This is a genomic window from Pseudomonas sp. B424 (assembly GCF_055408345.1).
Genome location: NZ_JBUZTL010000007.1, coordinates 189,515 through 211,528 on the forward strand (window position 1 = coordinate 189,515; position 22,014 = coordinate 211,528).

At 60.4% G+C, this 22,014-nt stretch carries 21 protein-coding genes; 10 read left to right on the forward strand and 11 right to left on the reverse strand.

Annotation, left to right across the window (positions count from 1 at the left end; all coding sequences use genetic code 11):
• Positions 1–8: 8 nt before the first annotated feature.
• The 6 genes from ACZRMS_RS11265 (at position 9) to ACZRMS_RS11290 (ending at position 5,471) form a co-directional block, all read left to right on the forward strand.
• Positions 9–674 (forward strand): fumarylacetoacetate hydrolase family protein, encoded by a 666-nt coding sequence (locus ACZRMS_RS11265; protein ID WP_463995416.1) that lies wholly within the window; start codon positions 9–11, stop codon positions 672–674.
• Between the two features lie 183 nt (positions 675–857).
• Positions 858–1,898 (forward strand): DUF5924 family protein, encoded by a 1,041-nt coding sequence (locus tag ACZRMS_RS11270; RefSeq protein ID WP_463995417.1) that lies wholly within the window; start codon positions 858–860, stop codon positions 1,896–1,898.
• Positions 1,899–1,977: 79 nt separating this feature from the next.
• The gene (locus tag ACZRMS_RS11275; protein ID WP_463995443.1) at positions 1,978–3,108 is read left to right on the forward strand and encodes an MlaE family lipid ABC transporter permease subunit; all 1,131 of its coding nucleotides are present in this window, start codon (positions 1,978–1,980) and stop codon (positions 3,106–3,108) included.
• A gap of 8 nt (positions 3,109–3,116) precedes the next feature.
• Complete coding sequence (locus ACZRMS_RS11280; protein ID WP_463995444.1) at positions 3,117–3,908, forward strand: ABC transporter ATP-binding protein; 792 nt, start codon at positions 3,117–3,119, stop codon at positions 3,906–3,908.
• 1 nt (position 3,909) lies between these two features.
• Positions 3,910–4,848 carry an MlaD family protein gene (locus ACZRMS_RS11285; RefSeq protein WP_463995418.1) on the forward strand — a complete coding sequence of 313 codons (939 nt, stop codon included), beginning with the start codon at positions 3,910–3,912 and terminating at the stop codon, positions 4,846–4,848.
• Positions 4,845–5,471: an ABC-type transport auxiliary lipoprotein family protein gene (locus tag ACZRMS_RS11290; protein ID WP_463995419.1), complete on the forward strand. Its 627-nt coding sequence runs from the start codon at positions 4,845–4,847 to the stop codon at positions 5,469–5,471. Before ACZRMS_RS11285 ends, ACZRMS_RS11290 begins: the two co-directional genes overlap by 4 nt.
• A 78-nt stretch (positions 5,472–5,549) precedes the next feature.
• Here the strand turns inward: ACZRMS_RS11290 and ACZRMS_RS11295 are convergent, their stop codons facing one another.
• From ACZRMS_RS11295 to ACZRMS_RS11310, 4 genes are all read right to left on the reverse strand, one after another.
• On the reverse strand, positions 5,550–6,290 hold the full coding sequence (locus tag ACZRMS_RS11295; RefSeq protein WP_463995420.1) for an SDR family oxidoreductase: 741 nt from the start codon (positions 6,288–6,290) through the stop codon (positions 5,550–5,552).
• Positions 6,291–6,411: 121 nt separating this feature from the next.
• On the reverse strand, positions 6,412–9,474 hold the full coding sequence (locus tag ACZRMS_RS11300; RefSeq protein WP_463995421.1) for an efflux RND transporter permease subunit: 3,063 nt from the start codon (positions 9,472–9,474) through the stop codon (positions 6,412–6,414).
• Positions 9,471–10,541 (reverse strand): efflux RND transporter periplasmic adaptor subunit, encoded by a 1,071-nt coding sequence (locus ACZRMS_RS11305; protein ID WP_463995445.1) that lies wholly within the window; start codon positions 10,539–10,541, stop codon positions 9,471–9,473. The genes ACZRMS_RS11300 and ACZRMS_RS11305 overlap by 4 nt, the downstream gene beginning before the upstream one ends.
• 11 nt (positions 10,542–10,552) lie before the next feature.
• Positions 10,553–11,644, reverse strand: a complete 1,092-nt coding sequence (locus ACZRMS_RS11310; RefSeq protein ID WP_463995422.1) for an efflux RND transporter periplasmic adaptor subunit — start codon at positions 11,642–11,644, stop codon at positions 10,553–10,555.
• A 231-nt stretch (positions 11,645–11,875) separates the two neighbouring features.
• On the opposite strand from ACZRMS_RS11310, the gene ACZRMS_RS11315 reads away from it, so the two are divergent.
• On the forward strand, positions 11,876–13,039 hold the full coding sequence (locus tag ACZRMS_RS11315) for an AAA family ATPase (RefSeq protein ID WP_463995423.1): 1,164 nt from the start codon (positions 11,876–11,878) through the stop codon (positions 13,037–13,039).
• Between the two features lie 51 nt (positions 13,040–13,090).
• Here the strand turns inward: ACZRMS_RS11315 and ACZRMS_RS11320 are convergent, their stop codons facing one another.
• The 3 genes from ACZRMS_RS11320 to ACZRMS_RS11330 form a co-directional block, all read right to left on the reverse strand.
• On the reverse strand, positions 13,091–13,873 hold the full coding sequence (locus ACZRMS_RS11320; protein WP_019828286.1) for a MetQ/NlpA family ABC transporter substrate-binding protein: 783 nt from the start codon (positions 13,871–13,873) through the stop codon (positions 13,091–13,093).
• A 291-nt stretch (positions 13,874–14,164) separates the two neighbouring features.
• A complete protein-coding gene (locus tag ACZRMS_RS11325) occupies positions 14,165–15,061 on the reverse strand; it encodes a sigma 54-interacting transcriptional regulator (RefSeq protein ID WP_463995424.1) in 897 nt (298 codons plus the stop codon).
• Positions 15,062–15,110: 49 nt separating this feature from the next.
• Positions 15,111–15,692: an alpha/beta hydrolase gene (locus ACZRMS_RS11330; RefSeq protein ID WP_463995425.1), complete on the reverse strand. Its 582-nt coding sequence runs from the start codon at positions 15,690–15,692 to the stop codon at positions 15,111–15,113.
• Positions 15,693–15,812: 120 nt separating this feature from the next.
• On the opposite strand from ACZRMS_RS11330, the gene ACZRMS_RS11335 reads away from it, so the two are divergent.
• The gene (locus tag ACZRMS_RS11335; protein WP_463995426.1) at positions 15,813–16,292 is read left to right on the forward strand and encodes an Mpo1 family 2-hydroxy fatty acid dioxygenase; all 480 of its coding nucleotides are present in this window, start codon (positions 15,813–15,815) and stop codon (positions 16,290–16,292) included.
• Between the two features lie 99 nt (positions 16,293–16,391).
• On the opposite strand, the gene ACZRMS_RS11340 is transcribed toward ACZRMS_RS11335, so the two are convergent.
• Together ACZRMS_RS11340 and ACZRMS_RS11345 are read right to left on the reverse strand one after the other, a co-directional pair.
• On the reverse strand, positions 16,392–17,039 hold the full coding sequence (locus ACZRMS_RS11340) for an HAD family hydrolase (protein ID WP_463995427.1): 648 nt from the start codon (positions 17,037–17,039) through the stop codon (positions 16,392–16,394).
• Positions 17,040–17,062: 23 nt separating this feature from the next.
• On the reverse strand, positions 17,063–17,611 hold the full coding sequence (locus ACZRMS_RS11345; protein WP_463995428.1) for a gamma carbonic anhydrase family protein: 549 nt from the start codon (positions 17,609–17,611) through the stop codon (positions 17,063–17,065).
• A 101-nt stretch (positions 17,612–17,712) separates the two neighbouring features.
• Between ACZRMS_RS11345 and prlC the strand changes: the two genes are divergently transcribed.
• Positions 17,713–19,764, forward strand: a complete 2,052-nt coding sequence (gene prlC, locus ACZRMS_RS11350) for an oligopeptidase A (protein WP_463995429.1) — start codon at positions 17,713–17,715, stop codon at positions 19,762–19,764.
• On the forward strand, positions 19,761–20,039 hold the full coding sequence (locus ACZRMS_RS11355; protein WP_463995430.1) for a YheV family putative zinc ribbon protein: 279 nt from the start codon (positions 19,761–19,763) through the stop codon (positions 20,037–20,039). The genes prlC and ACZRMS_RS11355 overlap by 4 nt, the downstream gene beginning before the upstream one ends.
• A gap of 112 nt (positions 20,040–20,151) precedes the next feature.
• Here ACZRMS_RS11355 and ACZRMS_RS11360 read toward each other — a convergent pair whose 3' ends face one another.
• A complete protein-coding gene (locus ACZRMS_RS11360; protein ID WP_463995431.1) occupies positions 20,152–21,132 on the reverse strand; it encodes a sulfate/molybdate ABC transporter ATP-binding protein in 981 nt (326 codons plus the stop codon).
• A 3-nt stretch (positions 21,133–21,135) separates the two neighbouring features.
• Positions 21,136–22,008: a sulfate ABC transporter permease subunit CysW gene (gene cysW / locus ACZRMS_RS11365; RefSeq protein WP_048361415.1), complete on the reverse strand. Its 873-nt coding sequence runs from the start codon at positions 22,006–22,008 to the stop codon at positions 21,136–21,138.
• Between the last annotated feature and the right edge of the window lie 6 nt (positions 22,009–22,014).

Genomic DNA, 22,014 nt, shown 5'->3' on the forward strand with positions numbered 1-22,014 from the left:
GTCGGTCCATGAGCTATCAGCACCAGTATGTCGACGGTACCCGAATTCACTTTCCTATCGGCAAAGTGGTATGCATCGGGCGTAACTATGCCGAGCACGCCAAAGAGCTGGATAACCCGATCCCGACCGAGCCTTTGCTGTTTATCAAACCGGGCAGTTGTGTGGTGCCGCTGGACGGTGGTTTTGCGATCCCGACCGAGCGCGGCTCGGTGCACTACGAAGCAGAAATCTCGGTGCTGATCGGCAAGCCGCTGTCGAACAACCCGAGTGTTGAAGAAGTGCTGGACGCCATCTCCGGTTTCGCCCCCGGTCTGGACCTGACCCTGCGTGACAAGCAGGCCGAGCTTAAAAGCAAAGGTTTGCCATGGGAGATCGCCAAGTCGTTCGATGGCGCCTGCGTGCTCGCGCCGTTCGTACAGAGCAGCACCTTTGCTGACCTGGCCGACATCGGCATTCGTCTGACCATCAATGGTGAAGTGCGTCAGGACGGCAACAGTGCCCTGATGCTCAACCCGATTGTGCCGATGATCCAGCACATGGCGGCGTGCTTCTCGCTGCAAGCCGGCGACGTGGTCATGACGGGCACCCCGGTGGGCGTTGGTCCGCTGAATGTGGGCGATGAACTGGTGCTGGAGCTGACGGGGGCAAGCCGCTTCGAAAGCAGCGTGCGCTAAGCCAGACCTGCACAACCCGATGTGGGGGCAACTGACCGGATGCAGGCACTGCGGTCTGTCAGTTAAACGAGGTGATGCCATCACGAGCAAGCCCGCCCCCACAGCGTCATGAAGTCCCGGACGCGGAGCGCCTAAAACGCTATTCTGTCGAGGATTATTCCTATACAGAATGTGAACCGCCGAATGCCGAACTGGAACCACTACGTACAGCGCATCCTTGAATTGATGAAGCGTTATCCAGGGCTGATTGCGGCGTTTGGTTTTTGCTCGGGCGTGGGCAGTTTTATTCTGGTGGACCGCCAGCAAGGCATGGCCCGCTGGATCGCCGTGATCCTGCTGGTGAGCTGGGTCTGGCTGATGCTGGAAAACACCTTTACCCAGCTGTTTACCCGCGTGTTCAAACGCGAAATCCCGCCACCGCTGCTGCGCTATGCGACCCAGATGATCCATCAGGAAAGTCTGTTTTTCGTCCTGCCGTTTTTCTTTATCACCACCACCTGGAACAGCGGCCAGCTTGTCTTTACCGGCCTGCTGGGGGCGTGCGCGCTGGTCACGATCACTGACCCGCTGTATTACAAATGGCTGGCCCCCCGGCGCTGGCTGTACCTGGCCCTGCACACCCTGGCCCTGTTCGCGGCGATGCTGACTGCGTTGCCGATCATCCTCAACCTGACCACCGCCCAGAGCTACAAGCTGGCACTGGGCACCGCCGTGCTGCTTTCCATCCCCAGCCTTGCCGTAAGCCTGCCGCTCAAAACGTGGCGCGGCTGGCTGGTGTTGCCCTTGATCGTGCTCGCGCTGGGCGGCACCGGCTGGCTGCTGCGCTCCTGGGTGCCGCCGGCCACGCTGTGGATGACCGAAGTGGCCGTCACCACCCAGCTGCAAGACCGCACACCGGGTGAGAGCATCAAAGACATCAGCGTCAGCGAACTGCGCAGCCGTGGCCTGTATGCGTACACCTCGATCAATGCGCCACGGGGCTTGAACGAGCGGATTTACCATGTGTGGCAACTCAATGGCCAGGAGGTCGACCGTATCGCCCTGGACATTCATGGCGGTCGCAAGGAGGGCTATCGTGCGTGGACCCACAAGCAGAATTTCCCGCCTGACCCCCTGGGCCGCTGGCAAGTCCGGGTGCTGACCGAGGATGGGCAATTGATCGGCGTTTTACGCTTCCGGGTTAACCCAGATCAAGCGCCGCCAGTGGTTGTTCCGGCAAACTGAAGCACTTTTGCAGGACTGTGCTATTACATAAGGTCTGCGTTTAAACGTATTGAGCTGGGAGCTTACGATTATTACGGCCATGGCGGGCAATGCCCAATTAGACACCTCGAGTAACCCGGCGCGGCTGCTGATCAGCGGCGACTGGACGCTTGCCCATTACACCCGCCTCAAGCAGCAGACCGAGCAACTGGTCGGACAGTACGATGACCAGACCGCCATCAGCCTGGACGATGTAACCAGTATCGACACGGCCGGTGCGTCGCTGCTGGTGGAGTTGCTGGGTGCCGAGCGTGTCAACCAGCTGACCGGGACCGCACAAAAGCTCCCCGCCGCGGATCGCGCCTTGCTGCAAACGATCTACGCCTCAATGCGCGACTTCTGTGTGCCGGTCAAAGCCGAAGAGCAGAACGTCGGCATCCAGTTGTTGAGCCGTATCGGCTGCGCGGTCGACAAGCTGTGGCAGGACACCCTGCAACTGCTGGGCTTTATCGGGCTGATCCTGCAAACCCTGGCGCGCAACCTGTTGCGCCCCAGGCAATGGCGCATCACACCGGTGGTGGCGCATATCGAGCAGATTGGCCTCAACGCCGCGCCGATTGTGGTGTTGCTGACCTTTATGGTGGGCGCTGTTGTGGCATTTCTCGGCGCCACGGTGCTGGCCAGCTTTGGCGCGGGGATCTTCACTGTCGACCTCGTGGCGTTTTCCTTCCTGCGTGAATTCGGCGTGTTGCTGACCGCCATCCTGCTGGCGGGCCGTACCGCCAGTGCCTTTACGGCGCAAATCGGCTCGATGAAAGCCAACGAAGAGATCGACGCGATCCGCACGCTGGGCCTCGATCCGATGGACTTGCTGGTGCTGCCACGGGTATTGGCCCTGTTGATCGCCCTGCCGCTGCTGACCTTTCTGGCCATGATGGCCGGCATCCTGGGCGGCGCCGTGGTGTGCGTGGTCTCGCTGGGCATTTCCCCGGACATGTTTATTTCGCTGCTGCACTCGGATATCGGCGTGCAGCACTTTTTGGTGGGCATGGTCAAAGCACCGTTCTTCGCCTTTTTGATCGCGGCGGTGGGCTGCCTTGAGGGCTTTAAAGTCAGCGGCAGTGCCGAGTCGGTCGGTGCCCACACCACGTCCAGCGTGGTGCAATCGATCTTTATCGTGATCGTTCTCGACGCCGTGGCCGCGTTGTTCTTTATGGAGATGGGCTGGTGAGTACTTCCCTGCGCAAGCCCGGCGAGGCAGTGATTGAGGTGCGTGATCTGTGCAACCGCTTTGGCAGCCAGAGCGTGCACGAACACCTCGACCTTGATGTGTACAAGGGCGAAATTCTGGGGGTGGTTGGCGGCTCCGGTACCGGTAAATCCGTATTGCTGCGCAGCATCGTCGGCCTGCGCCGGCCCACTGAAGGGCAAGTGCGGGTGTTCGGCCAGGACTTGCTGAGCTTGCATGAGGCCGAGCGCTCGCTGATCGAGCGACGGTTTGGCGTGTTGTTTCAGCGTGGAGCGTTGTTCTCGTCGCTGACTGTGACTGAAAACATCGCCCTGCCCTTGATCGAGCACGCCGGGCTGAGCCGCCCTGACGCCGAGCATCTGGCGTGCGTCAAGCTGGCGCTGGCCGGGCTGCCCCTGTCGGCGGCGGACAAATATCCGTCCTCGCTGTCGGGCGGGATGGTCAAGCGCGCTGCGCTGGCCCGTGCGCTGGCGCTGGACCCGGACATCCTGTTTCTGGATGAACCTACCGCCGGGCTCGACCCGATCGGCGCGGCGGCGTTCGACCAGCTGATCCTGACCCTGCGTGATGCGCTGGGCCTGAGCGTCTTCCTGGTCACCCACGACCTGGACACGCTGTACACCATCACTGACCGGGTGGCTGTGCTGTCGCAAAAAAGGGTGCTGGTAGCAGCCCCCATCACTGAGGTCGAAGACTACGACGACCCGTGGATTCATGAATATTTCCATGGCCCCCGTGGCCGCGCCGCATACGAAGCGGCAACCCAGCTTAAGGAGCAATGACATGGAAACCCGTGCCCATCATGTATTGATCGGCCTGTTCAGCGTCCTGGTTGTCGTCGGGGCCATGCTGTTCGGTCTGTGGCTGGCGAAGGCGAGCATGGACAGCACGTTCAAGGATTATGAAGTGGTGTTCAACGAAGCGGTCAGCGGTCTGTCCAAGGGCAGCTCGGTGCAATACAACGGCATCAAGGTGGGTGACGTCATCGAGCTGCGCCTGGACGTAAAAGACCCGCGCCGTGTTCTGGCGCGCATTCGTCTGGCCGCCAGCACCCCGGTCAAGGTCGACACCAAGGCCAAGCTGGCGCTGACCGGAGTGACCGGTACTTCGATCATCCAGCTCAGTGGCGGCGACCCGAACAGCCCGGATCTCAAGGGCAAGGACGGCAAGCTGCCGGAGATTATCGCCTCGCCTTCCCCGATCGCCCGGCTGCTGACCGATGGCAACGATATGTTGGCCAACGTCAACATTCTGCTGCACAACGCTAACCGCCTGTTCTCTGGCGAGAACGTCAACCGTGTCAGCAAGACCCTGGACAACCTGGAGCAGACCACCACGGCCATTGCCAGCCAGCGTGACGATATCAGCCAGATGATGAAGCAACTGGTCCAGGTCGGTAAGCAAGCCAGCAGCACTCTGGAACAAACCACGGTGCTGATGCGCAACGCCAACGGGCTGTTGAGCACCGACGGCAAACAGATGTTCAGCAGCGCAGAGCGCGCCATGAAGTCGCTGGAACAGAGCAGCGCAACCATCAACACGCTGATCGACAACAATGAGGAATCGCTCAACAGCGGCCTGCAAGGTCTGAATCAACTGGGCCCTGCGGTCAATGAGCTGCGCGAAACCCTCGGCACACTGCGCTCGATCTCGCGGCGCCTGGAAGCCAACCCAAGCGGTTACTTGCTGGGCCGCGAACAGAACAAGGAATTCACCCCATGAAGCCTACTTATCGTCTGGCAGGTTCCCTCATCCTGGCGGCCAGCCTGAGCTTGCTCAGTGCCTGCTCGATCTTGCCCAAGCCCGAGCAGGTCGACGTGTACTGGTTGCCGTATGCGCAAGCGCCCATCGCCGCCAGCCGTAGCGCTGCGGTGAACTGGTCGTTGCGGCTCGACAAGCCGATGGCCAGTGCCGCGCTGAACAGCCAGAACATTGCGGTGGTGCCTGAGGGCAACCTGATCAGCAACTACAAGGGTGCCCGCTGGAGTGATCCGGCGCCGGTGCTGCTGCGCAATCGCCTGCTCGATGCGTTCTTGCAGGATGGCCGGATCCAGGGGCTGAGCACCGATGACACCACCGTGCAGGCCGATTATGAGTTGGGTGGAGAGTTGTTGGCGTTCCAGACGCACTACAACGGCAAAAGCCCTGAAGTGCTGATCCAGTACAACGCGCGCCTGGTGCGCAGCAGCGACCAGCGTGTGATCGCTTCCAAACGCTTTGAAGCGCGCCAGCCGCTGAGTAATCCCATGGTGCCGGGGGTGGTTGCAGGGTTTGGACAGGCCAGCGACACCCTGATGCCGCAAGTGGTGCAGTGGGTGATGCAGCAGGGGCAGGCTCAGCGTTAAGGGTCAAAAGCCAAAAGAAGCCCTCACCCCAACCCTCTCCCCCGGGAGAAGGTCGGGGTGAGGGCTTTTTGCTTTTGCCTACACCAACCCCCCATTGGCCCGCAAAATCTGCCCATTGACCCAGCTCGCCGCCGGGCTCACCAGAAACGAGATGATATTGGCGATGTCTTGCGGCTGGCCCAGGCGCTCCAGAGGCGGCATCTTGGAGAACGTCTGGATCTGCTCCGCGGTCTTGCCCTGTAAAAAAAGCTCCGTGGCCACCGGCCCGGGTGACACGGCGTTGACCGTGATTTGCCGGCCCCGCAGTTCTTTGGCAAACACTTGGGTCAGCGACTCAACCGCCGCTTTGCTGGCGATATACACCGCATAGCCGGGCAGGTTCATGCCCACCGTACTGCTCGAAAAGTTGATGATGCGCCCGCCGCCGTTCAGCCGGGTGGCGGCTTCGCGCAGGGTGTTGAAGGTGCCTTTGGTGTTGATGTCGAAGGTCTGGTCATACAGCTCGTCGCTGTGCTGGGCCAGCGGCAGTACTTTGAGTACGCCCGCGTTGTTGATCAATACATCGACCTTGCCCAGTTGCTGCTCGGTTTCATCGAACAGGCGTTTCACGTCGGCGGCGTTGGCCACATCGGCTTTCACGGCAATTGCCTGGTGCCCGTCCTGACGCAACTGTGCAACCAGGGCGGTGGCTTCGTTGGCACTGCTGGCGTAGTTGATGACAACCGCAAAGCCCTCGCTGGCCAGTTGTTTGGCGATAACGGCACCGATACCGCGCGAGGCGCCGGTGATAATGGCGACGTCAGGTTGTGAAGAACTCATGGCAACACTCCATAGTGGAAAGGCGTGGGGCTAGATTCACATGTGCGTTCAGGCAGATAAAGACTGCTGGATTGATACCGGTATTCGGATAATCACAACAATCTTTACCTCCGTGGGGTAATCAAACATGGGCCGGCGGCGGCTCTTTGCTCTCCTTGATCTTGTACCAGGCCACGTACAGCGATGGCAGGAACAGCAACGTGAGCAGGGTGGCGGAGATGATCCCGCCGATCATGGCGTAGGCCATTGGCCCCCAGAAAACGTCACGGGCAATCGGGATCATGCCCAGGCTGGCCGCCGCCGCTGTGAGCAGGATCGGCCGGCGACGGTGCTCAGTGGCTTGTACCACCGCGTGCCACGGGTCGTAGCCATCGCGCTCGAACTGATCGATCTGGGTCACCAGGATCACCGAGTTACGCACGATGATGCCCACCAGGGCCAGGATGCCCAAAATCGCCACAAAGCCCATTGGCGTGCCGGTTGGCACCAGAGCCAGTACCACGCCGATCAGGCCCAGCGGCGCGACACTCACCACCAGGAACATCTTCTGCACGCTTTGCAGCTGGATCATCAGGAACGTCGCCATCAAGAACAGCATCAGCGGCACGACCTTGGCGATCGGGCCCTGTGCCTTGGCGCTTTGCTCCACTGTGCCGCCCGTTTGCAGGGTGTAGCCCTGTGGCAGGCTGGCGGCGAACTTGTCGACCTCGGGTTTTAGCTGGTTGACCAGATCTGTCGGTTGCATCGAGCCGCGCACCGAGGCCTTGAGCGTGAGGGTGGGTATCCGGTCACGGCTCCAGATCAGCGGTTGCTCCAGTTCGTAGCGCACGGTGGCAAAGGCCAGCAACGGAATCGAGGTACCGCCCGGTGTGGTGATTTGCAGGTTCAACAGGGTTTCCGGACTGCCGCGCTCACTGCCCACGGCCCGCCCGACGATGTTGATCAGGTAGATATTGTCTTTGACCTGGCTGACGGCTGCGCCGCTGACGATGCTGTTCATCACATGGGCCACGTCTTCGGACGACAGCCCGAACTGGCGGGCCTTGTCCTGGGCAATGTCGATGCGCAGTACCTTGCCGGGTTCGTTCCAGTTGAAGATGGTTTCGCCGACGTTGGGGTTGGCGTCGAGCACTGAGGCCAGGTCGATCGAATATTTGCGTACCAGATCGATGTTTTTGCCGCTGACCCGATACTGCAACGGCTGGCCAACCGGCGGTCCCAGCTCCAGGGTATGGACGAAACTGCCTACCCCCACAAACTCTTCGCGCAGGCGCTTGTTGAGGCGCTCGATCAAGACGTCGCGGCTTTCCAGCCCGGTGCTGACGATGACCAGTTGGGAGTAGAACGGGTTCTGCAGTTGTTGATCCAGCGGCAGGTAGAAACGAATCGCGCCCTCGCCCACATAGGTGCTCCAGCGCACGATATCCGGGTCGCCCTTGAGCGATTCTTCAAAGCGCTGGGTGACTTTGAGGGTTTCCTGGATCGATGCGTTTTGCGGCAGGTTCAGGTCCACCAGTATTTCGGGGCGGTCGGAGGCCGGGAAGAACTGGTTCTGCACCAGGCCCATGCCGAACACCGCCAGCACAAACATCAGCACCGTGGCGCCAATGGTCACCCAGCGATGGCGCATGCACCACAGCAGGCCGGTGTCGAACCAGCGGGCCAGGCGCCCGGGTGTTTCGGGCTTGGGTTTGACCTTGGCGCTGAGGATATGCACGCCCAGCACCGGCGCGAACAGCACCGCCACCACCCACGACACCAGCATCGCCACGGCAATCACCGCGAACAGGGTGAACGTGTACTCCCCCGCCGAGCTGTTGTTCAGGCCGATGGGCACAAAACCGGCCACCGTCACCAGGGTGCCGGTGAGCATCGGGAAGGCCGTGGAGTGGTAGGCAAAGGTTGCCGCCTGCTCCTTGGTTTCCCCCAGTTCCAGGCGCGTGATCATCATCTCCACCGTGATCATGGCGTCGTCCACCAGCAGGCCCAGGGCGATGATCAGCGCCCCCAGAGATACCCGTTGCATGGCGATGCCGGTGAACTCCATAAACACGAACACCAGCGCCAGAACCAGCGGGATCGAAATCGCCACCACCAAGCCGGCTCGCAGGCCCAGGCTGATAAAACTCACCGCCAGTACAATCACTACGGCTTCGAACAGCGCACTGGTGAAGCCGCTCACGGCTTCTTCAACCACCTGCGCCTGATCGGACACCATGTGTACGCCCACACCCACCGGCAACTGCGCAGTCAGTTCATCGATGCGCTCCTGCAGTTGCTTGCCGAACTCCTGAATGTTGCCGCCATCAATCATGGCGATCGCCAGGCCAATGGCAGGCTTGCCGTTGTAATGGAACATCGGCGCAGCAGGGTAGACGTAGCCTCGGGTAATGTCGGCAATGTCGGCCAGCCGGTAAAAGCGGTCGTTGACCCGCAGGTTTACCGCCGCCAGGTCTTCAACACTGTGGAACTGGCCTGACGTGCGGACCGACATGCGTTCGGGGCCCGCTTCGATGACCCCGGCGGGGGTTACGGCGTTCTGTGCTTGCAGGCTTTCAAGTATCTGCTGCTGATCAAGGCCCAGCGCTGCCAGCTTGCGGGTTGAAAAATCGAGGTAGAAGGTTTCTTCCTGCTCGCCAATGGTCGTCACCTTGCCGCGATTGGGTACATCGCGAATCCCGGTGCGTACCTGCTCCACGTAATCGCGAAGCTGGCGCATGGTGAAGCCATCGCCGGTAAAGGCGTAGATGGTGCCGTAGACATCACCGAACTCATCGTCGAACCCTGGGCCTTGAATACCTTGGGGAAAGTCGCCGCGGATGTCGCCGATTTTCTTGCGCACCTCATACCAGATATTCGGGATGGCATCGGCCTTGGTGGTGTCCTTGAGGAACACGAAAACCGTGGATTCACCGGGTCGGGTATAGCTTTGCACGTAGTCGAGGGAGTCCAGCTCTTCGAGCTTTTTCTCGATGCGGTCGGTGATTTGCAACCGGGTTTCATCCACCGTGGCGCCGGGCCACCTGGTCTGGATCACCATGGTTTTGATGGCAAAGCTCGGGTCTTCTGCGCGTCCCAGGTTGATGTACGAAAAGATGCCGGCGGCCACCGCCATAAACATCAAGTACCAGACGAACGACTGATGCTTCAGAGCCCACTCGGACAGGTTGAACTTCCCATTCATTGCGAGCTTTCCTTATCAAGTCTGACTTTCTGTCCGGGGGTGAGGCTGTTCACGCCTGCGCTGACCACGTAGTCGCCGGCTTTTATGCCGCCTGCCAGCAGAACGCTCTGCGCATCACGGCTCACCACGGTGATGTCCCGCGGGGTAACGGTGAGGGTTGTGGGGTCGATGACCCACACCCGGCTGTGGCCGCCGGTTTCCTGCACGGCGGTCAGGGGCAGCTGGAAATGCTCGGCAATCGGGTTGCTGACGGTCACGCTGACCGAACTGCCGAGGCGGAACGCTGCCGGGGTCTGGTCCAGGGTCAGGCGGGTGCGCCGGGTGCGGGTGGCGCTGTCGGCTTGCGGGGCAATCTCGCGAACATGGGCGCTGGTGTTGACGCTCGGGTCGAGCTGACCGGCTACGCGGAACTCGATGCCCTTGGGTAACGCTTCGGCCAGCGGCCCCGGCAGGTCGATCACCGCCTCTTTGATTTCAGGGCGTGCCAGCGTGACCACTTCCTGGCCGATGCTTACCACTTGGCCGGCCTCGGCCTGCCACTGGGTGATCACCGCATCATGGTCGGCGCGCAGGTTGCAGTAACTGAGCTGGTCCTGGGCCTGATTGACGGCGGCGACGGCCTGTTGCATCGAGGCTTGTGTGGTCTTGAGGTCGGTCTGTGCGATATCCAGCTGCGCCTGTGCGCCCACGCCGCGGTCGAACAGCTCTTGCTGGCGACGGGCATTGGCCTGGGTGTTGATCAGTTGTGCCTGCACCTTGGCCAGGTCGCCCTGGGCCGAGCGCAGCTGATTTTGCTGATCGGTCGGGTCGAGGTTGGCCAGAATGTCGCCCTGTTTGACCACCGCGCCCACATCGTAATAACGGCGCACGATGCGCCCCGGCACGCGAAAGCCCAGGGTACTTTCATAGCGCGCTTCGATATTGCCGGCGAAGCGTCCCAGGTTTTGTGCCAGCTCAGGTTGGGCCACCACATACAGCGCCGGTCTGACGGGTTCGGGCGGCTTTTTTTCAGAGCAGCCCACCAGCAGCAGGGCGGCGGCCAAGGGCAGAAGCCCCATGCGTTTTATCAATAGCCGTTTCATAGTTGAACCCCCTGTGCCGGTGCGGGGACGATTTCAACCTTCATGCCGGGGTGTAGCAACTGCCCGCCTGCGACCACGACGTTCTCTCCATCCTTGAGGCCTTCGCTGACGATCACGCTGCCGGTCAGGTAGCGCCCGACCTTGACCCGCTGCAGGCGTACGTTGCTGTGCTCGTCGGCAATCCACACGGCGGGCTCGCTGATGTCCTTGGTCAGGGCCGACCACGGCAGCTCGATGCTGCGGCTGGGGGCCGGGGTCAGGTTGACGCTGACAATCGACCCCAGGTCCATGCCTTTGGGCAGTGCATCGAGTTGCACCTTAATTTGCAGCGTGCCGCTCTGTGCTGCCACCGTGGGGGTGATTTCGCGGATCTGGCCTTTGACCTTGATCGTCGGATCGCTCAGCAGCGTGACCTGCACGGTGGGGTCTTTGGGCGGTTCGATAAACAGCGATTCATACACGTTAAACACCGCGTCCCGGGCACCGTCGCGGGCCAGGGTGAAAATCGGCATGGTGGCCTGCACGACTTGCCCCACTTCGGCCTGGCGCGCAGTGATGATGCCGGGTGCTTCGGCTTGCAGGTTGCTGTAGCTCAGTTGTTCACGGGCGTTGGCCAGCTGTGCCTGCGCGGCATCCAGAGCACTCTTTGCACTCAATTGGGCGGCGTTGGCGGCGTCGTATTCGCTTTGGCTGGTGTAGCCTTTTGGCAACAGTTTTTGCTGACGAACAAACGCAGCGCGAGTCTGCACCACCTGGGCCTGTTGCGCGTTGACGCTGGCCTGGGCTGTCTGGACCTGGATTTTCAAGTCTTTGGGGTCGAGTCGGGCCAGCATCTGATTGGCCTGGATGTGGTCTCCCACATCGACCTTGCGCTCGATAATCTTGCCGCCTACCCGGAACGAAAGCTGGGTTTCGACCCGGGCCTGAATATCGCCGCTGAGCTGGATCGGTGGTGCAAATTCGCGGCTGCTGACCTGCTGCACATACACCCGAGGGGACAAAGGCTCTTGTGGGCCCTCTTTGCCGCACGCGGTCAGAAGCACCAAAAGGCTCAAGCCCAAAATACCTGTGTTTCGTGGACCCGCCATGCAAGCTCCTTTGCGTGATGCCAATTAACATTCGGATACGGTTGATAGCGTAGAACAGGGTTTACCGTCTGTGGGACTCTATGCGCCGTTTGGTTTCTTAATTGCGGGAGCTAGCCTGCTCGCGAAGGTTGGTAACGATAGCGCGTATTTACCGGGTAATCGCGGCACTTTGATGACCTTCGCGAGCAGGCTCGCTCCCACAGGTTTCTTTATCCCAATTCGAGGCGTTTTATGCTCACCACACTGGCCGTGGCCAACTACCGCTCGATCAACCAGTTGGTGATCCCGCTGGCCAGACTTAATCTGATTACCGGTCCCAATGGTAGTGGCAAATCGAATCTTTACCGCGCGCTGCGGTTATTGGCCGAAACCGCCCAGGGCGGAGTGGTCAATGCCCTGGCCCGCGAAGGTGGCCTGAGTTCAACATTCTGGGCCGGGCCAGAGGTGATTTCCCGGCGCATGAAACAGGGCGAAGTCGATATAAATGCCAGCGTCCATCAGGGGGCCAAGCGGCTGCGACTTGGGTTTGCCGGGGAGGATTTCAGCTACGCCATCGCCTTGGGCTTGCCGATACCGGGGCGTACGCAGTTCAACCTCGATCCGCAAATCAAGCACGAGAGTATCTGGGCGGGGCCTTTTTACCGGCCGGCCAGTGAGCTGGTGGAGCGCAAAGGGCCCATGATCCGCGCTCGTGACGGGCGCAACTGGCAGGTGCTGGCACAGCACACGCCGTTGTTCGACAGCCTGTTTGATCAGGTCGGCAGCTTGCAGGCGTCGCCTGAAGTCTTGCCGTTACGCGAGTCCATCCGTGGCTGGCGCTTTTACGATCACTTTCGCACCGACCCCGACGCTCCTGTGCGTCAACCGCAGCTAGGCACACGCACGCCGGTGCTGCATCACGATGGCCGTGATCTGGCGGCAGCGTTGCAAACCATCCTTGAAGTTGGCAATCCTGAAGCCCTGCATGCCGCGATCTGCGATGCGTTCCCCGGCGCCAGGCTGGAAATCGAGTGCGTACCCGGCGGGCATTTTCATATCGAGTTTTATCAGGAGGGGCTGCTGCGGCCATTGTCGGCCGCCGAGTTGTCAGACGGTACGCTGCGCTATCTATTGTTGATCGCCGCCCTGCTCACCCCGCGCCCGCCGGGCATGATGGTACTCAACGAGCCCGAGACCAGCCTGCACCCTGACCTGCTGCCCGCGCTGGCGCGGTTGATTATCAGCGTTTCGCAGCACACTCAGGTATGGGTTGTGTCCCATGCCCGGCGCCTGATCGCGGCCTTGCAGCAAGACCCGGAGTGCAACTGCATCGTGCTGGAAAAAAATTTCGGCCAGACTGAAGTGGTCGGCCAGCGTTTGCTGGATCAGCCCGCCTGGTATTGGCCCGACAAATAAAAACGCCGACGCTTTAATAGCCGTCGGCGTTTTCAGTGGGGCGAGTGTTGTTTAGAACGCTGGCAACACTGCACCTTTGTATTTTTCAGCGATGAAGGCTTTCACTTCAGGGCTGGTCAGGGCTTTGGCCAGCTTCTGGATGGCAGGGCTGTCCTTGTTGTCAGGGCGAGCCACCAGGAAGTTCACGTAAGGCGAATCGGCGCCTTCAATGACCAGTGCGTCGGTCGCCGGGTTCAGGCCCGCTTCCAGCGCGTAGTTGGTGTTGATCATGTCCAGGTCAACCTGGTCCAGTACCCGGGCCAGCATGGCCGACTCAAGTTCTTTGAACTTGAGGTTTTTCGGGTTGCTGGCGATGTCTTTCGGGGTCGCCAGTGCGTTGGACGGGTCTTTGAGGGTGATCAGGCCGGCCTTTTGCAGCAGGATCAGAGCGCGGCCGCTGTTGCTGCCTTCGTTCGGGATAGCCACTGTGGCGCCATCTTTGAGCTCGGACAGGTTTTTGATTTTCTTCGAGTAGCCACCGAACGGTTCAACGTGAACACCGACCACGGTAACCAGGTTGGTGCCTTTGCCTTTATTGAAGCTTTCGAGGTACGGCAGGGTCTGGAAGTAGTTGGCGTCCAGACGCTTCTGATCGACCTGCACGTTAGGCTGCACGTAGTCGGTGAACACTTTGATTTCCAGGTCCACGCCTTCTTTGGCGAGGGTTGGTTTGATCAGCTCAAGGATTTCGGCGTGCGGGATCGGCGTTGCCGCGACCACCAGTTTCTCGCCGGCTTGTGCCAGGCCTGCCGTCAAAGCAGCCGCCAATGCGGTAAACAACAGAACCTTTTTCATGCAATACCCTTAAGTGTGTGACCGTTCGGATGACGGTTTTATTGGAAGACGAAACGGACAATACCGAGTTTCTTTATTCCCGAACAATAATATTTATTCAGCTTCTTATGCCATTTTGTTCGCTTGAGTTTTACCGCCTCCTCATAATCCGTAGCCGCTGCCGAAGGCTGCGTCCGGACGCGAAGCGTTCGTAAGCCCGGATGTGCGGTTGACCTGGAAAAAGGGCAACCCGAGTTTGCGACGACTACGTCGTCGGACGCAGCCTTTGGCAGCGGCTACGGGGTGGATTGCTCAAGTCAGAATTTTTTTCAGTGCCGCCAACTCCTGTTCTGTTGCCCCCTTGATAAACAGCTCAATCTGGCTCAGTGCGTCGGGCAGGTTCAAGTGCTCGGGAAGGATCTCTTCGCCGGAGCTCACCAACAGCGCAAAATGAATCACGTTTTCCAGCTCCCGGGTGTTGCCCGGCCAGCTGTAGCGCTCAAGTACCCGTTGCGCGCTGTCGCTGATAAACGGCACGGGCAGGTTCAGGCGCTGGCTGTAGATGCCTAAAAAATATTCCGCCAGAGACAGGATGTCCCCGGGCCGCTCGCGTAATGCGGGCAACTCCAGCCGCCCTTCGCTGAGGTAGCGATAAAGGCGCTCGTGGAATTTTCCGGCACTCACCGCCTGCGCCAGGTCGATGCTGGTGGCGGCAACCAGGCGCACATCCACCGGGCTGGGCTGATGGGCACCCACACGGGTGACTTCGTGGGTTTCCAGTGCGGCCAACAGCTTGATTTGAATCGCTAGGGGCAAGTCGCCAATTTCGTCCAGGTACAAGGTGCCGCCATTGGCCGAACCAAACCACCCGGCGCGGCTGCTGGCCGAACTGCTGTGCGCGCCGGGGGCGTAGCCGAACAGTTCGGCGTCGGCGTAGGTGGGGCTGATCGCCCCGCAGTTGACGGACACAAACAGGCCGCAGCGGTCGCTGGCGCGGTGAATGTGCCGGGCCAGCAGCTCCTTGCCGCTGCCGGTCTCGCCACGAATCAATACGGGCAAGGCCCGGGGTGCCAGCTGTTCCAGATCGTTGCGCAGCTCGCGCGAACGCGGGTCGACAAATACCAGCGCCTTGGCGCGAATGCTCAGCGGGCTTTTTTCAGCGTCGGGAAAGGTCAGCAATGGCTGGCCAAAGGTTTCATGCAGGCTCATGGCAGGCTCCCGCCCGCCGCCTAAAGGTGGGCGCGGGCGTTACAGAAATTCATGCGCGGCGCAGGGCGCCATGTTCGATACGGGTTTGCAGGCGGTACAAAAAGGCGAAGCCTTGCTCCCAGCGCTGATGCCCGGACTTGACGTTGATATGCCCGGCGCCGCTGATAATGCCGACCTCCGAGCCCCATTGCCGGGCGAACTCCATGGCTCGTGGCGCGCTGACGGCCGCATCGTTGTCCGAACTGACAATTTGGCTCGGGAACGGCAACGGCCGGCTCGGGATCGGTGCAAAGTTGCGCAGGGCGGGCGCACAGGCCGGACGTTCGACATCGGCCGGGGCCACCAGTAATGCACCGCGCACTTGGCGCAACAGGCTTTCTGGCGCACGCTCGGCCCAGTGGGCTACGGTAATGCAACCCAGGCTGTGGGCGATCAGAATCACAGGCGTGCTGTCGGCGACAATGGCTTCGGCCAGGGCAGCGATCCAGTCTTCGCAGCGAGGCGTCAACCAGTCGGCCTGTTCCACCCGGGCACTGTTCGGCAAGCTGTTTTGCCAGTGGGTTTGCCAATGATCGTCGGACGAACCTTGCCAGCCCGGCACTATCAAATAGCGAATCGAATCGTTGCCCATGGGTGCGCGCCTCCAGCGGTATGTGTGTTACCGAGTCAGTATAGGGACGGTTTTTAGATTCTCTAAGGAATAAGAAGCTATTTGTTTATAACTAAAAAGTAATTCCTGAGGGTTCAGTCCATGAAAAGCCTGGTCGATCATTTGAGCCAATACGCTGCCTATCACCGTGACCGACGCAACATTGCCAGCCACTTCATCGGCGTCCCCTTGATTGTGATCGCCGTGGCGACCTTGCTCTCGCGACCACAGTGGGCGGGGATCTCGCCAGCGGTGCTGGTGATGCTGGCGAGCGCGATTTTTTATGTGCGCCTTGAGCTGCGTTTGGGGTTGTTGATGACGGTGCTGCTGGGGCTGGCGGTGTGGCTGGGGCACACGCTGGCGGTGCTGGGTACCGGCGCCTGGCTGGGCTGGGGAGTTGGTTTGTTTGTGGTCGGCTGGGTGATTCAGTTTGTGGGGCATTACTACGAAGGGCGCAAACCGGCGTTTATCGATGACGTGACCGGGCTGATTATCGGGCCGCTGTTTGTGGTGGTGGAACTGGGCTTTTTGCTGGGCTGGCGCGAGGATTTGCAGCGGGAGATGGAGCTGCGCGCCGGTTAGTGTATGTGGGAGCGGGCTTGCTCGCGATGGCCACGACGCGGTGAATCTGTCACACCGCGCCGGCTCAATCGCGAGCAAGCCCGCTCCCACAAGGGCAGGTCAGTGTTTGAACGCCTGATGCAACTGCGCCAGGGTTTCAAAGTGGTACTTGGGATTAAACGAACTCAGCTCTTCAAAGCTGCCAAAACCATAACCCACCGCCGCCGCGTCCATGCCGTTGTCGCGGGCACCGATCAGGTCGTGCTTGCGGTCGCCGATCATCAGGGTCTGCGCCGGGTCCAGCCCTTGCTCGTTCATCAGGTGCGCAATCAGCTCAACCTTGTTGGTACGCGTGCCGTCCAGTTCGCTGCCGTAAATCACGTTGAAGTGTTTGGCGAAATCAAAATGGCGGGCGATTTCGCGCGCGTAGATGTGCGGTTTGGACGTCGCGATAAACAGTTGGCGACCCTGCCCTGCCAGTTCTTCGAGCAGCGCTGTCACGCCATCGAATACCTGGTTTTCATACAGGCCAGTTACCGCAAAACGCTCGCGGTAAAAACCCATCGCCTCCCAGGCTTGTGCCTCGTCAAAGCCATAGGTGGCCATGAACTGTTGCAGCAGGGGCGGGCCGATAAAGTGTTCGAGCTTGCTCAGGTCGGGTTCATCGATGCCCATTTTGCCCAGGCCAAACTGGATCGAACGGGTGATGCCTTCGCGCGGGTCCGTCAGGGTGCCGTCGAGGTCGAACAATACGTTTTGGTAATGCATGCAAGGCTTCCTGAAAAATGAGCTTAAACCGGCAGGTGATAGCCTTCGGCCAAATGCTGGTCTTTGAGTTTTACGTAGTTGCCGGCGCTGTAGGTGAAAAAGGCTTTTTCTTTTTCGCTCAGTTCACGCACTTGCCTGACCGGGCTGCCCACATACAGAAAACCGCTGGCCAGACGCTTGCCCGGCGGCACCAGGCTGCCCGCGCCGACGATCACGTCGTCTTCAATTACGGCGCCATCCATCACGATACTGCCCATGCCGATCAGGATGCGGCTGCCGACGGTACAGCCATGCAGCATCACTTTGTGGGCGATGGTCACGTCGTCGCCGATCAACAGCGGGAAACCTTCGGGGTTGAAGGGGCCGGCGTGGGTGATGTGCAGCACGCAGCCGTCCTGCACGCTGGTGCGCGCACCGATGCGGATGCGGTGCATGTCGCCGCGAATCACGGTCAGCGGCCAGATCGAACTGTCGGCGCCGATCTCGACGTCGCCGATCACCACCGCCGAGCGGTCGACAAAGGTGCGCTCACCCAGGGTCGGTGTGTGTTGCTGGAACGGACGAATGGACACCTATAGCTTCCTTCTTTAGCAGTAATAGGGCGTTGCAGTGCTGCGGTTAGCGGCGATTGTAATTAAGATGGCCCAATGTTTCTTTAAGCCAAGGTGCCAACGTGAGCGAGAACAACCCTCTTTTGCAGCCCTACGACCTGCCGCCGTTCTCGGCGATCCGTCCTGAGCACGTACAGCCGGCCATCGAGCAGATCCTCGCCGACAACCGCGCCGGCATTCAAAACATCCTCAAAGACCAGGGCCAGAACCCGACATGGGCCGGCCTGGTTTTGGCGATGGATGAGCTGAACGATCGACTGGGCGCGGCCTGGAGCCCGGTCAGCCACCTCAATGCCGTGTGCAACAGCAGCGAACTGCGCGAAGCCTACGAGGCCTGCCTGCCTGCATTGAGCGCCTATTCCACCGAGATGGGCCAGAACCGCGAACTGTTCCAGGCCTTCGAAGCCCTGGCCCACAGCCCGCAAGTGGCTGACTTCGACCAGGCACAAAAAACCATTCTGGAGCACTCGCTGCGTGACTTCCGCTTGTCGGGTATCGACCTGCCAGAGGCTGATCAAAAGCGTTATGCCGAAGTTCAGAGCAAGCTCTCGGAGCTGGGCAGCAAGTTCTCCAACCAGCTGCTGGACGCAACCCAGGCCTGGACCAAACACGTCACCGACGAAGCCTCGCTGGCAGGCCTGACCGAATCGGCCAAGGCGCAAATGGCCGCTGCGGCCCAGGCCAAAGGTCTGGACGGCTGGCTGATCAGTCTGGAGTTCCCGAGCTACTTCCCGGTCATGACCTACGCCGAAGACCGCGCCCTGCGCGAAGAAGTCTACGCCGCGTACTGCACCCGCGCGTCGGACCAGGGCCCGAATGCCGGCAAGTTCGACAACGGCCCGGTCATGGAAGAAATCCTCGACCTGCGTCAGGAGCTGGCCAGGCTGTTGGGTTTTGGCAGCTTTGCCGAACTGAGCCTGGCCACCAAAATGGCCGAAACCCCGGATCAGGTACTGACCTTCCTGCGCGATCTGGCCAAGCGCAGCAAGCCATTTGCTGCCCGTGACCTGGAACAGCTGCAAGCCTACGCCGCCGAACAAGGCACCCCGGAACTGAAAAGCTGGGATACAGGTTTCTTCGGCGAGAAACTGCGCGAACAGCGTTACAGCGTGTCGCAAGAAGCACTGCGCGCTTACTTCCCGATCGACAAGGTACTGGGCGGCCTGTTTGCCATTGTGCAGAAGTTGTACGGGATCGAAATCGCCGAAATCAAAGGCTTCGATACCTGGCACCCGGACGTTCGCCTGTTCGAAATCAAGGAAAACGGCCAGCACATCGGGCGCTTCTTCTTTGACCTCTATGCCCGCGCCAACAAGCGTGGCGGTGCGTGGATGGACGGCGCCCGCGATCGTCGTCGCACGGCAGCTGGCACTCTGCAAAGCCCGGTGGCCAACCTGGTGTGCAACTTCACCCCGGCCGTTTCAGGCAAGCCTGCGCTGCTGACCCACGACGAAGTCACCACCCTGTTCCACGAGTTCGGTCACGGCCTGCACCACATGCTGACCGAGATCGAGCACGCAGGCGTGTCCGGAATCAACGGCGTGGCCTGGGATGCGGTCGAGTTGCCGAGCCAGTTCATGGAAAACTGGTGCTGGGAGCCTGAAGGCCTGGCGCTGATTTCCAGCCACTACGAAACCGGCGAAGCGCTGCCAAAAGACCTGCTGGACAAGATGCTCGCGGCCAAGAACTTCCAGTCCGGGCTGATGATGGTTCGCCAACTGGAGTTCTCGTTGTTCGACTTCGAACTGCACGCCACCCACGGTGACGGTCGCAGCGTGGCGCAGGTGCTGGACGGCATCCGCGACGAGGTGTCGGTCATGCGTCCACCGGCTTACAACCGCTTCCCCAACAGCTTCGCGCACATTTTTGCGGGCGGTTACGCGGCGGGTTACTACAGCTACAAATGGGCGGAAGTGTTGTCGGCGGATGCGTTCTCGCGCTTTGAAGAAGAAGGCGTGTTCAACCCGCAAACCGGCAAGGCGTTCCGCCAGGCCATTCTGGCCCGCGGCGGGTCATTGGCGCCGATGGAGTTGTTCAAGGACTTCCGTGGCCGTGAGCCGTCGATCGACGCGCTGTTGCGTCACAGCGGCCTGAGCGAGGATTCGCCAGCATGAGCGATGCACCTGTGAACGTGACCAAAAAACGCTTTATCGCCGGGGCTGTCTGCCCGGCGTGCAGCGAGCCTGACAAGCTGATGATGTGGAACGAAGACGAAGTACCGCACCGCGAGTGCGTGGCCTGCGGTTATTCGGATACGTTGAATGAGCAAGGGCTGTCGGTGCCCAAGGAATTGGGTACGCGGGTGAATATCTCGGCGCTGAAAAAAGCACCGGACCCTAAAGTGCAGGCGGTGCAGTTCTTTCCTAATCCGAAGCTGAAAAAGCCTTAGATCCACTCTGAAACTGTAGGAGCGGGCTTGCTCGCGATGGCAACAACGTGGTTTCAAGACAAACCGCGTCGATTGCATCGCGAGCAAGCCCGCTCCCACAAGGGCAGTGGGCTTAAGCCTTCTGCCACACCTTGGGCTTGAAGAACAATGTCTCGCCCCGCGCCAGGTCGGTCAGGCTGTCATGGTCCTTGACCACTTCAACTTCGATCAGCTCGCTTTGCCCCTCAACCTTCAATGTCACCCGGGTGGTCGCGCCCAATGGGCGGATATCGCGTACCTGCGCGGCATGGTGGTCTTCGAGTTCGTGACGTGACAACGACACTTCGTGCGGGCGGAACAGCACGTGCTGGTCTTCGCCGATGTGCAGGCGGTTGGAATCACCCAGGAAGTGGTACACAAAATCGCTGGCCGGATTTTCGTAAACCTCGCCCGGTGAGCCGATCTGCTCAATCACACCTTTGTTCATCACCACGATGCGGTCGGCGACTTCCATCGCTTCTTCCTGGTCGTGGGTCACGAACACAGACGTCAGGTTGATGTCTTCGTGCAGGCGCGCCAACCAGCGACGCAGCTCCTTGCGCACCTTGGCATCCAGCGCGCCGAAGGGTTCGTCCAGCAGCAGCACTTTAGGTTCCACCGCCAGGGCGCGGGCCAGGGCGATACGCTGGCGCTGACCGCCGGAGAGCTGCTCGGGGTAACGATCCGACAACCAGTCCAGTTGCACCATGTTCAGCAGTTCGTGGACTTTTTCGGCGATGCGGGTTTCGTTCGGGCGTTCTTTTTTCGGCTTCATGCGCAGGCCGAAGGCGACGTTGTCGAACACCGTCATGTGGCGGAACAGCGCGTAATGCTGGAACACGAAACCGACGTTGCGATCGCGCACGTCGTGGCCCGAAACGTCTTCACCGTGGAACACGATGTTGCCTTCGTCCGGGGTTTCGAGGCCTGCGATGATGCGCAGCAAGGTGGTTTTGCCGCAGCCCGAAGGACCGAGCAGAGCCACCAGTTCGCCGCTGTGAATATCCAGGTTGATGCTGTTCAGCGCCTTGAAGGCGTTGAAGTTCTTGCTGACATTACGGACTTCGATCGACATGGTTCATTCCTCCGCGGCGCTGGCGCGCAGGCGGTTAATACGGGATTCGCTCCACTGCTTGAGCAGCAGGATGAAGAGCGCCAGGATCAGCAACAGGGTGGCCACAGCGAAGGCGGCAACGTGGTTGTATTCGTTGTAGAGGATCTCGACGTGCAGCGGCAGGGTGTTGGTGACCCCGCGAATGTGCCCGGAAACCACCGACACCGCACCGAACTCACCCATCGCCCGCGCGGTACACAGCACCACGCCGTAGATCAGGCCCCATTTGATATTGGGCACCGTGACGTGCCAGAACATCTGCCAGCCGTTGGCGCCCAAAAGGCGTGCGGCTTCTTCTTCCTGGGTGCCTTGCTCCTGCATCAGCGGGATCAGCTCACGGGCCACAAACGGCACGGTGACGAAGATGGTCGCCAGCACGATGCCCGGCAGGGCGAAGACGATCTGGATGTCGTGGTCTTGCAACCACGGGCCGAAGAAGCCTTGTGCGCCGAACATCAGCACGTAGACCAGACCGGCGATCACCGGCGATACCGAGAACGGCAGGTCGATCAGGGTCACCAGGATGCTTTTGCCGCGAAAGCTGTATTTGCTCACGCACCAGGCGGCGCTGACGCCGAACACCACGTTAAGCGGCACCGAAATCACCACCGCAATGATGGTCAGCTTGAGGGCCGACAGGGCGTCGGGTTCGAGGATGGCGTCAAAGAACGTACCCACCCCCATCTTCAACCCCTGGGACACGACGATCAGCAGCGGCAGCAACAGGAACAAGGTGAAAAACAACCAGCCGAAGCCGATCAGCAAGCGTCGCGACAGCGGGCTGCCACGGCGGGCGGCGTTGGCTACGGATGAGGCGCTCTGTGTTGAACTGGACATGGTCAG

What these genes read in the sequence shown, in the direction of transcription:
- ACZRMS_RS11300 (WP_463995421.1), bottom strand. Translation starts at nt 9,474, where the DNA reads ATGAATGGGAAGTTCAACCTGTCCGAGTGGGCTCTGAAGCATCAGTCG.
- ACZRMS_RS11335 (WP_463995426.1), top strand. Translation starts at nt 15,813, where the DNA reads ATGAAAAGCCTGGTCGATCATTTGAGCCAATACGCTGCCTATCACCGT.
- ACZRMS_RS11295 (WP_463995420.1), bottom strand. Translation starts at nt 6,290, where the DNA reads ATGAGTTCTTCACAACCTGACGTCGCCATTATCACCGGCGCCTCGCGC.
- ACZRMS_RS11265 (WP_463995416.1), top strand. Translation starts at nt 9, where the DNA reads ATGAGCTATCAGCACCAGTATGTCGACGGTACCCGAATTCACTTTCCT.
- ACZRMS_RS11270 (WP_463995417.1), top strand. Translation starts at nt 858, where the DNA reads ATGCCGAACTGGAACCACTACGTACAGCGCATCCTTGAATTGATGAAG.
- ACZRMS_RS11330 (WP_463995425.1), bottom strand. Translation starts at nt 15,692, where the DNA reads ATGGGCAACGATTCGATTCGCTATTTGATAGTGCCGGGCTGGCAAGGT.
- ACZRMS_RS11310 (WP_463995422.1), bottom strand. Translation starts at nt 11,644, where the DNA reads ATGGCGGGTCCACGAAACACAGGTATTTTGGGCTTGAGCCTTTTGGTG.
- cysW (WP_048361415.1), bottom strand. Translation starts at nt 22,008, where the DNA reads ATGTCCAGTTCAACACAGAGCGCCTCATCCGTAGCCAACGCCGCCCGC.
- ACZRMS_RS11355 (WP_463995430.1), top strand. Translation starts at nt 19,761, where the DNA reads ATGAGCGATGCACCTGTGAACGTGACCAAAAAACGCTTTATCGCCGGG.
- ACZRMS_RS11285 (WP_463995418.1), top strand. Translation starts at nt 3,910, where the DNA reads ATGGAAACCCGTGCCCATCATGTATTGATCGGCCTGTTCAGCGTCCTG.
- ACZRMS_RS11275 (WP_463995443.1), top strand. Translation starts at nt 1,978, where the DNA reads ATGGCGGGCAATGCCCAATTAGACACCTCGAGTAACCCGGCGCGGCTG.
- ACZRMS_RS11315 (WP_463995423.1), top strand. Translation starts at nt 11,876, where the DNA reads ATGCTCACCACACTGGCCGTGGCCAACTACCGCTCGATCAACCAGTTG.
- ACZRMS_RS11325 (WP_463995424.1), bottom strand. Translation starts at nt 15,061, where the DNA reads ATGAGCCTGCATGAAACCTTTGGCCAGCCATTGCTGACCTTTCCCGAC.
- ACZRMS_RS11320 (WP_019828286.1), bottom strand. Translation starts at nt 13,873, where the DNA reads ATGAAAAAGGTTCTGTTGTTTACCGCATTGGCGGCTGCTTTGACGGCA.
- ACZRMS_RS11290 (WP_463995419.1), top strand. Translation starts at nt 4,845, where the DNA reads ATGAAGCCTACTTATCGTCTGGCAGGTTCCCTCATCCTGGCGGCCAGC.
- ACZRMS_RS11360 (WP_463995431.1), bottom strand. Translation starts at nt 21,132, where the DNA reads ATGTCGATCGAAGTCCGTAATGTCAGCAAGAACTTCAACGCCTTCAAG.
- ACZRMS_RS11340 (WP_463995427.1), bottom strand. Translation starts at nt 17,039, where the DNA reads ATGCATTACCAAAACGTATTGTTCGACCTCGACGGCACCCTGACGGAC.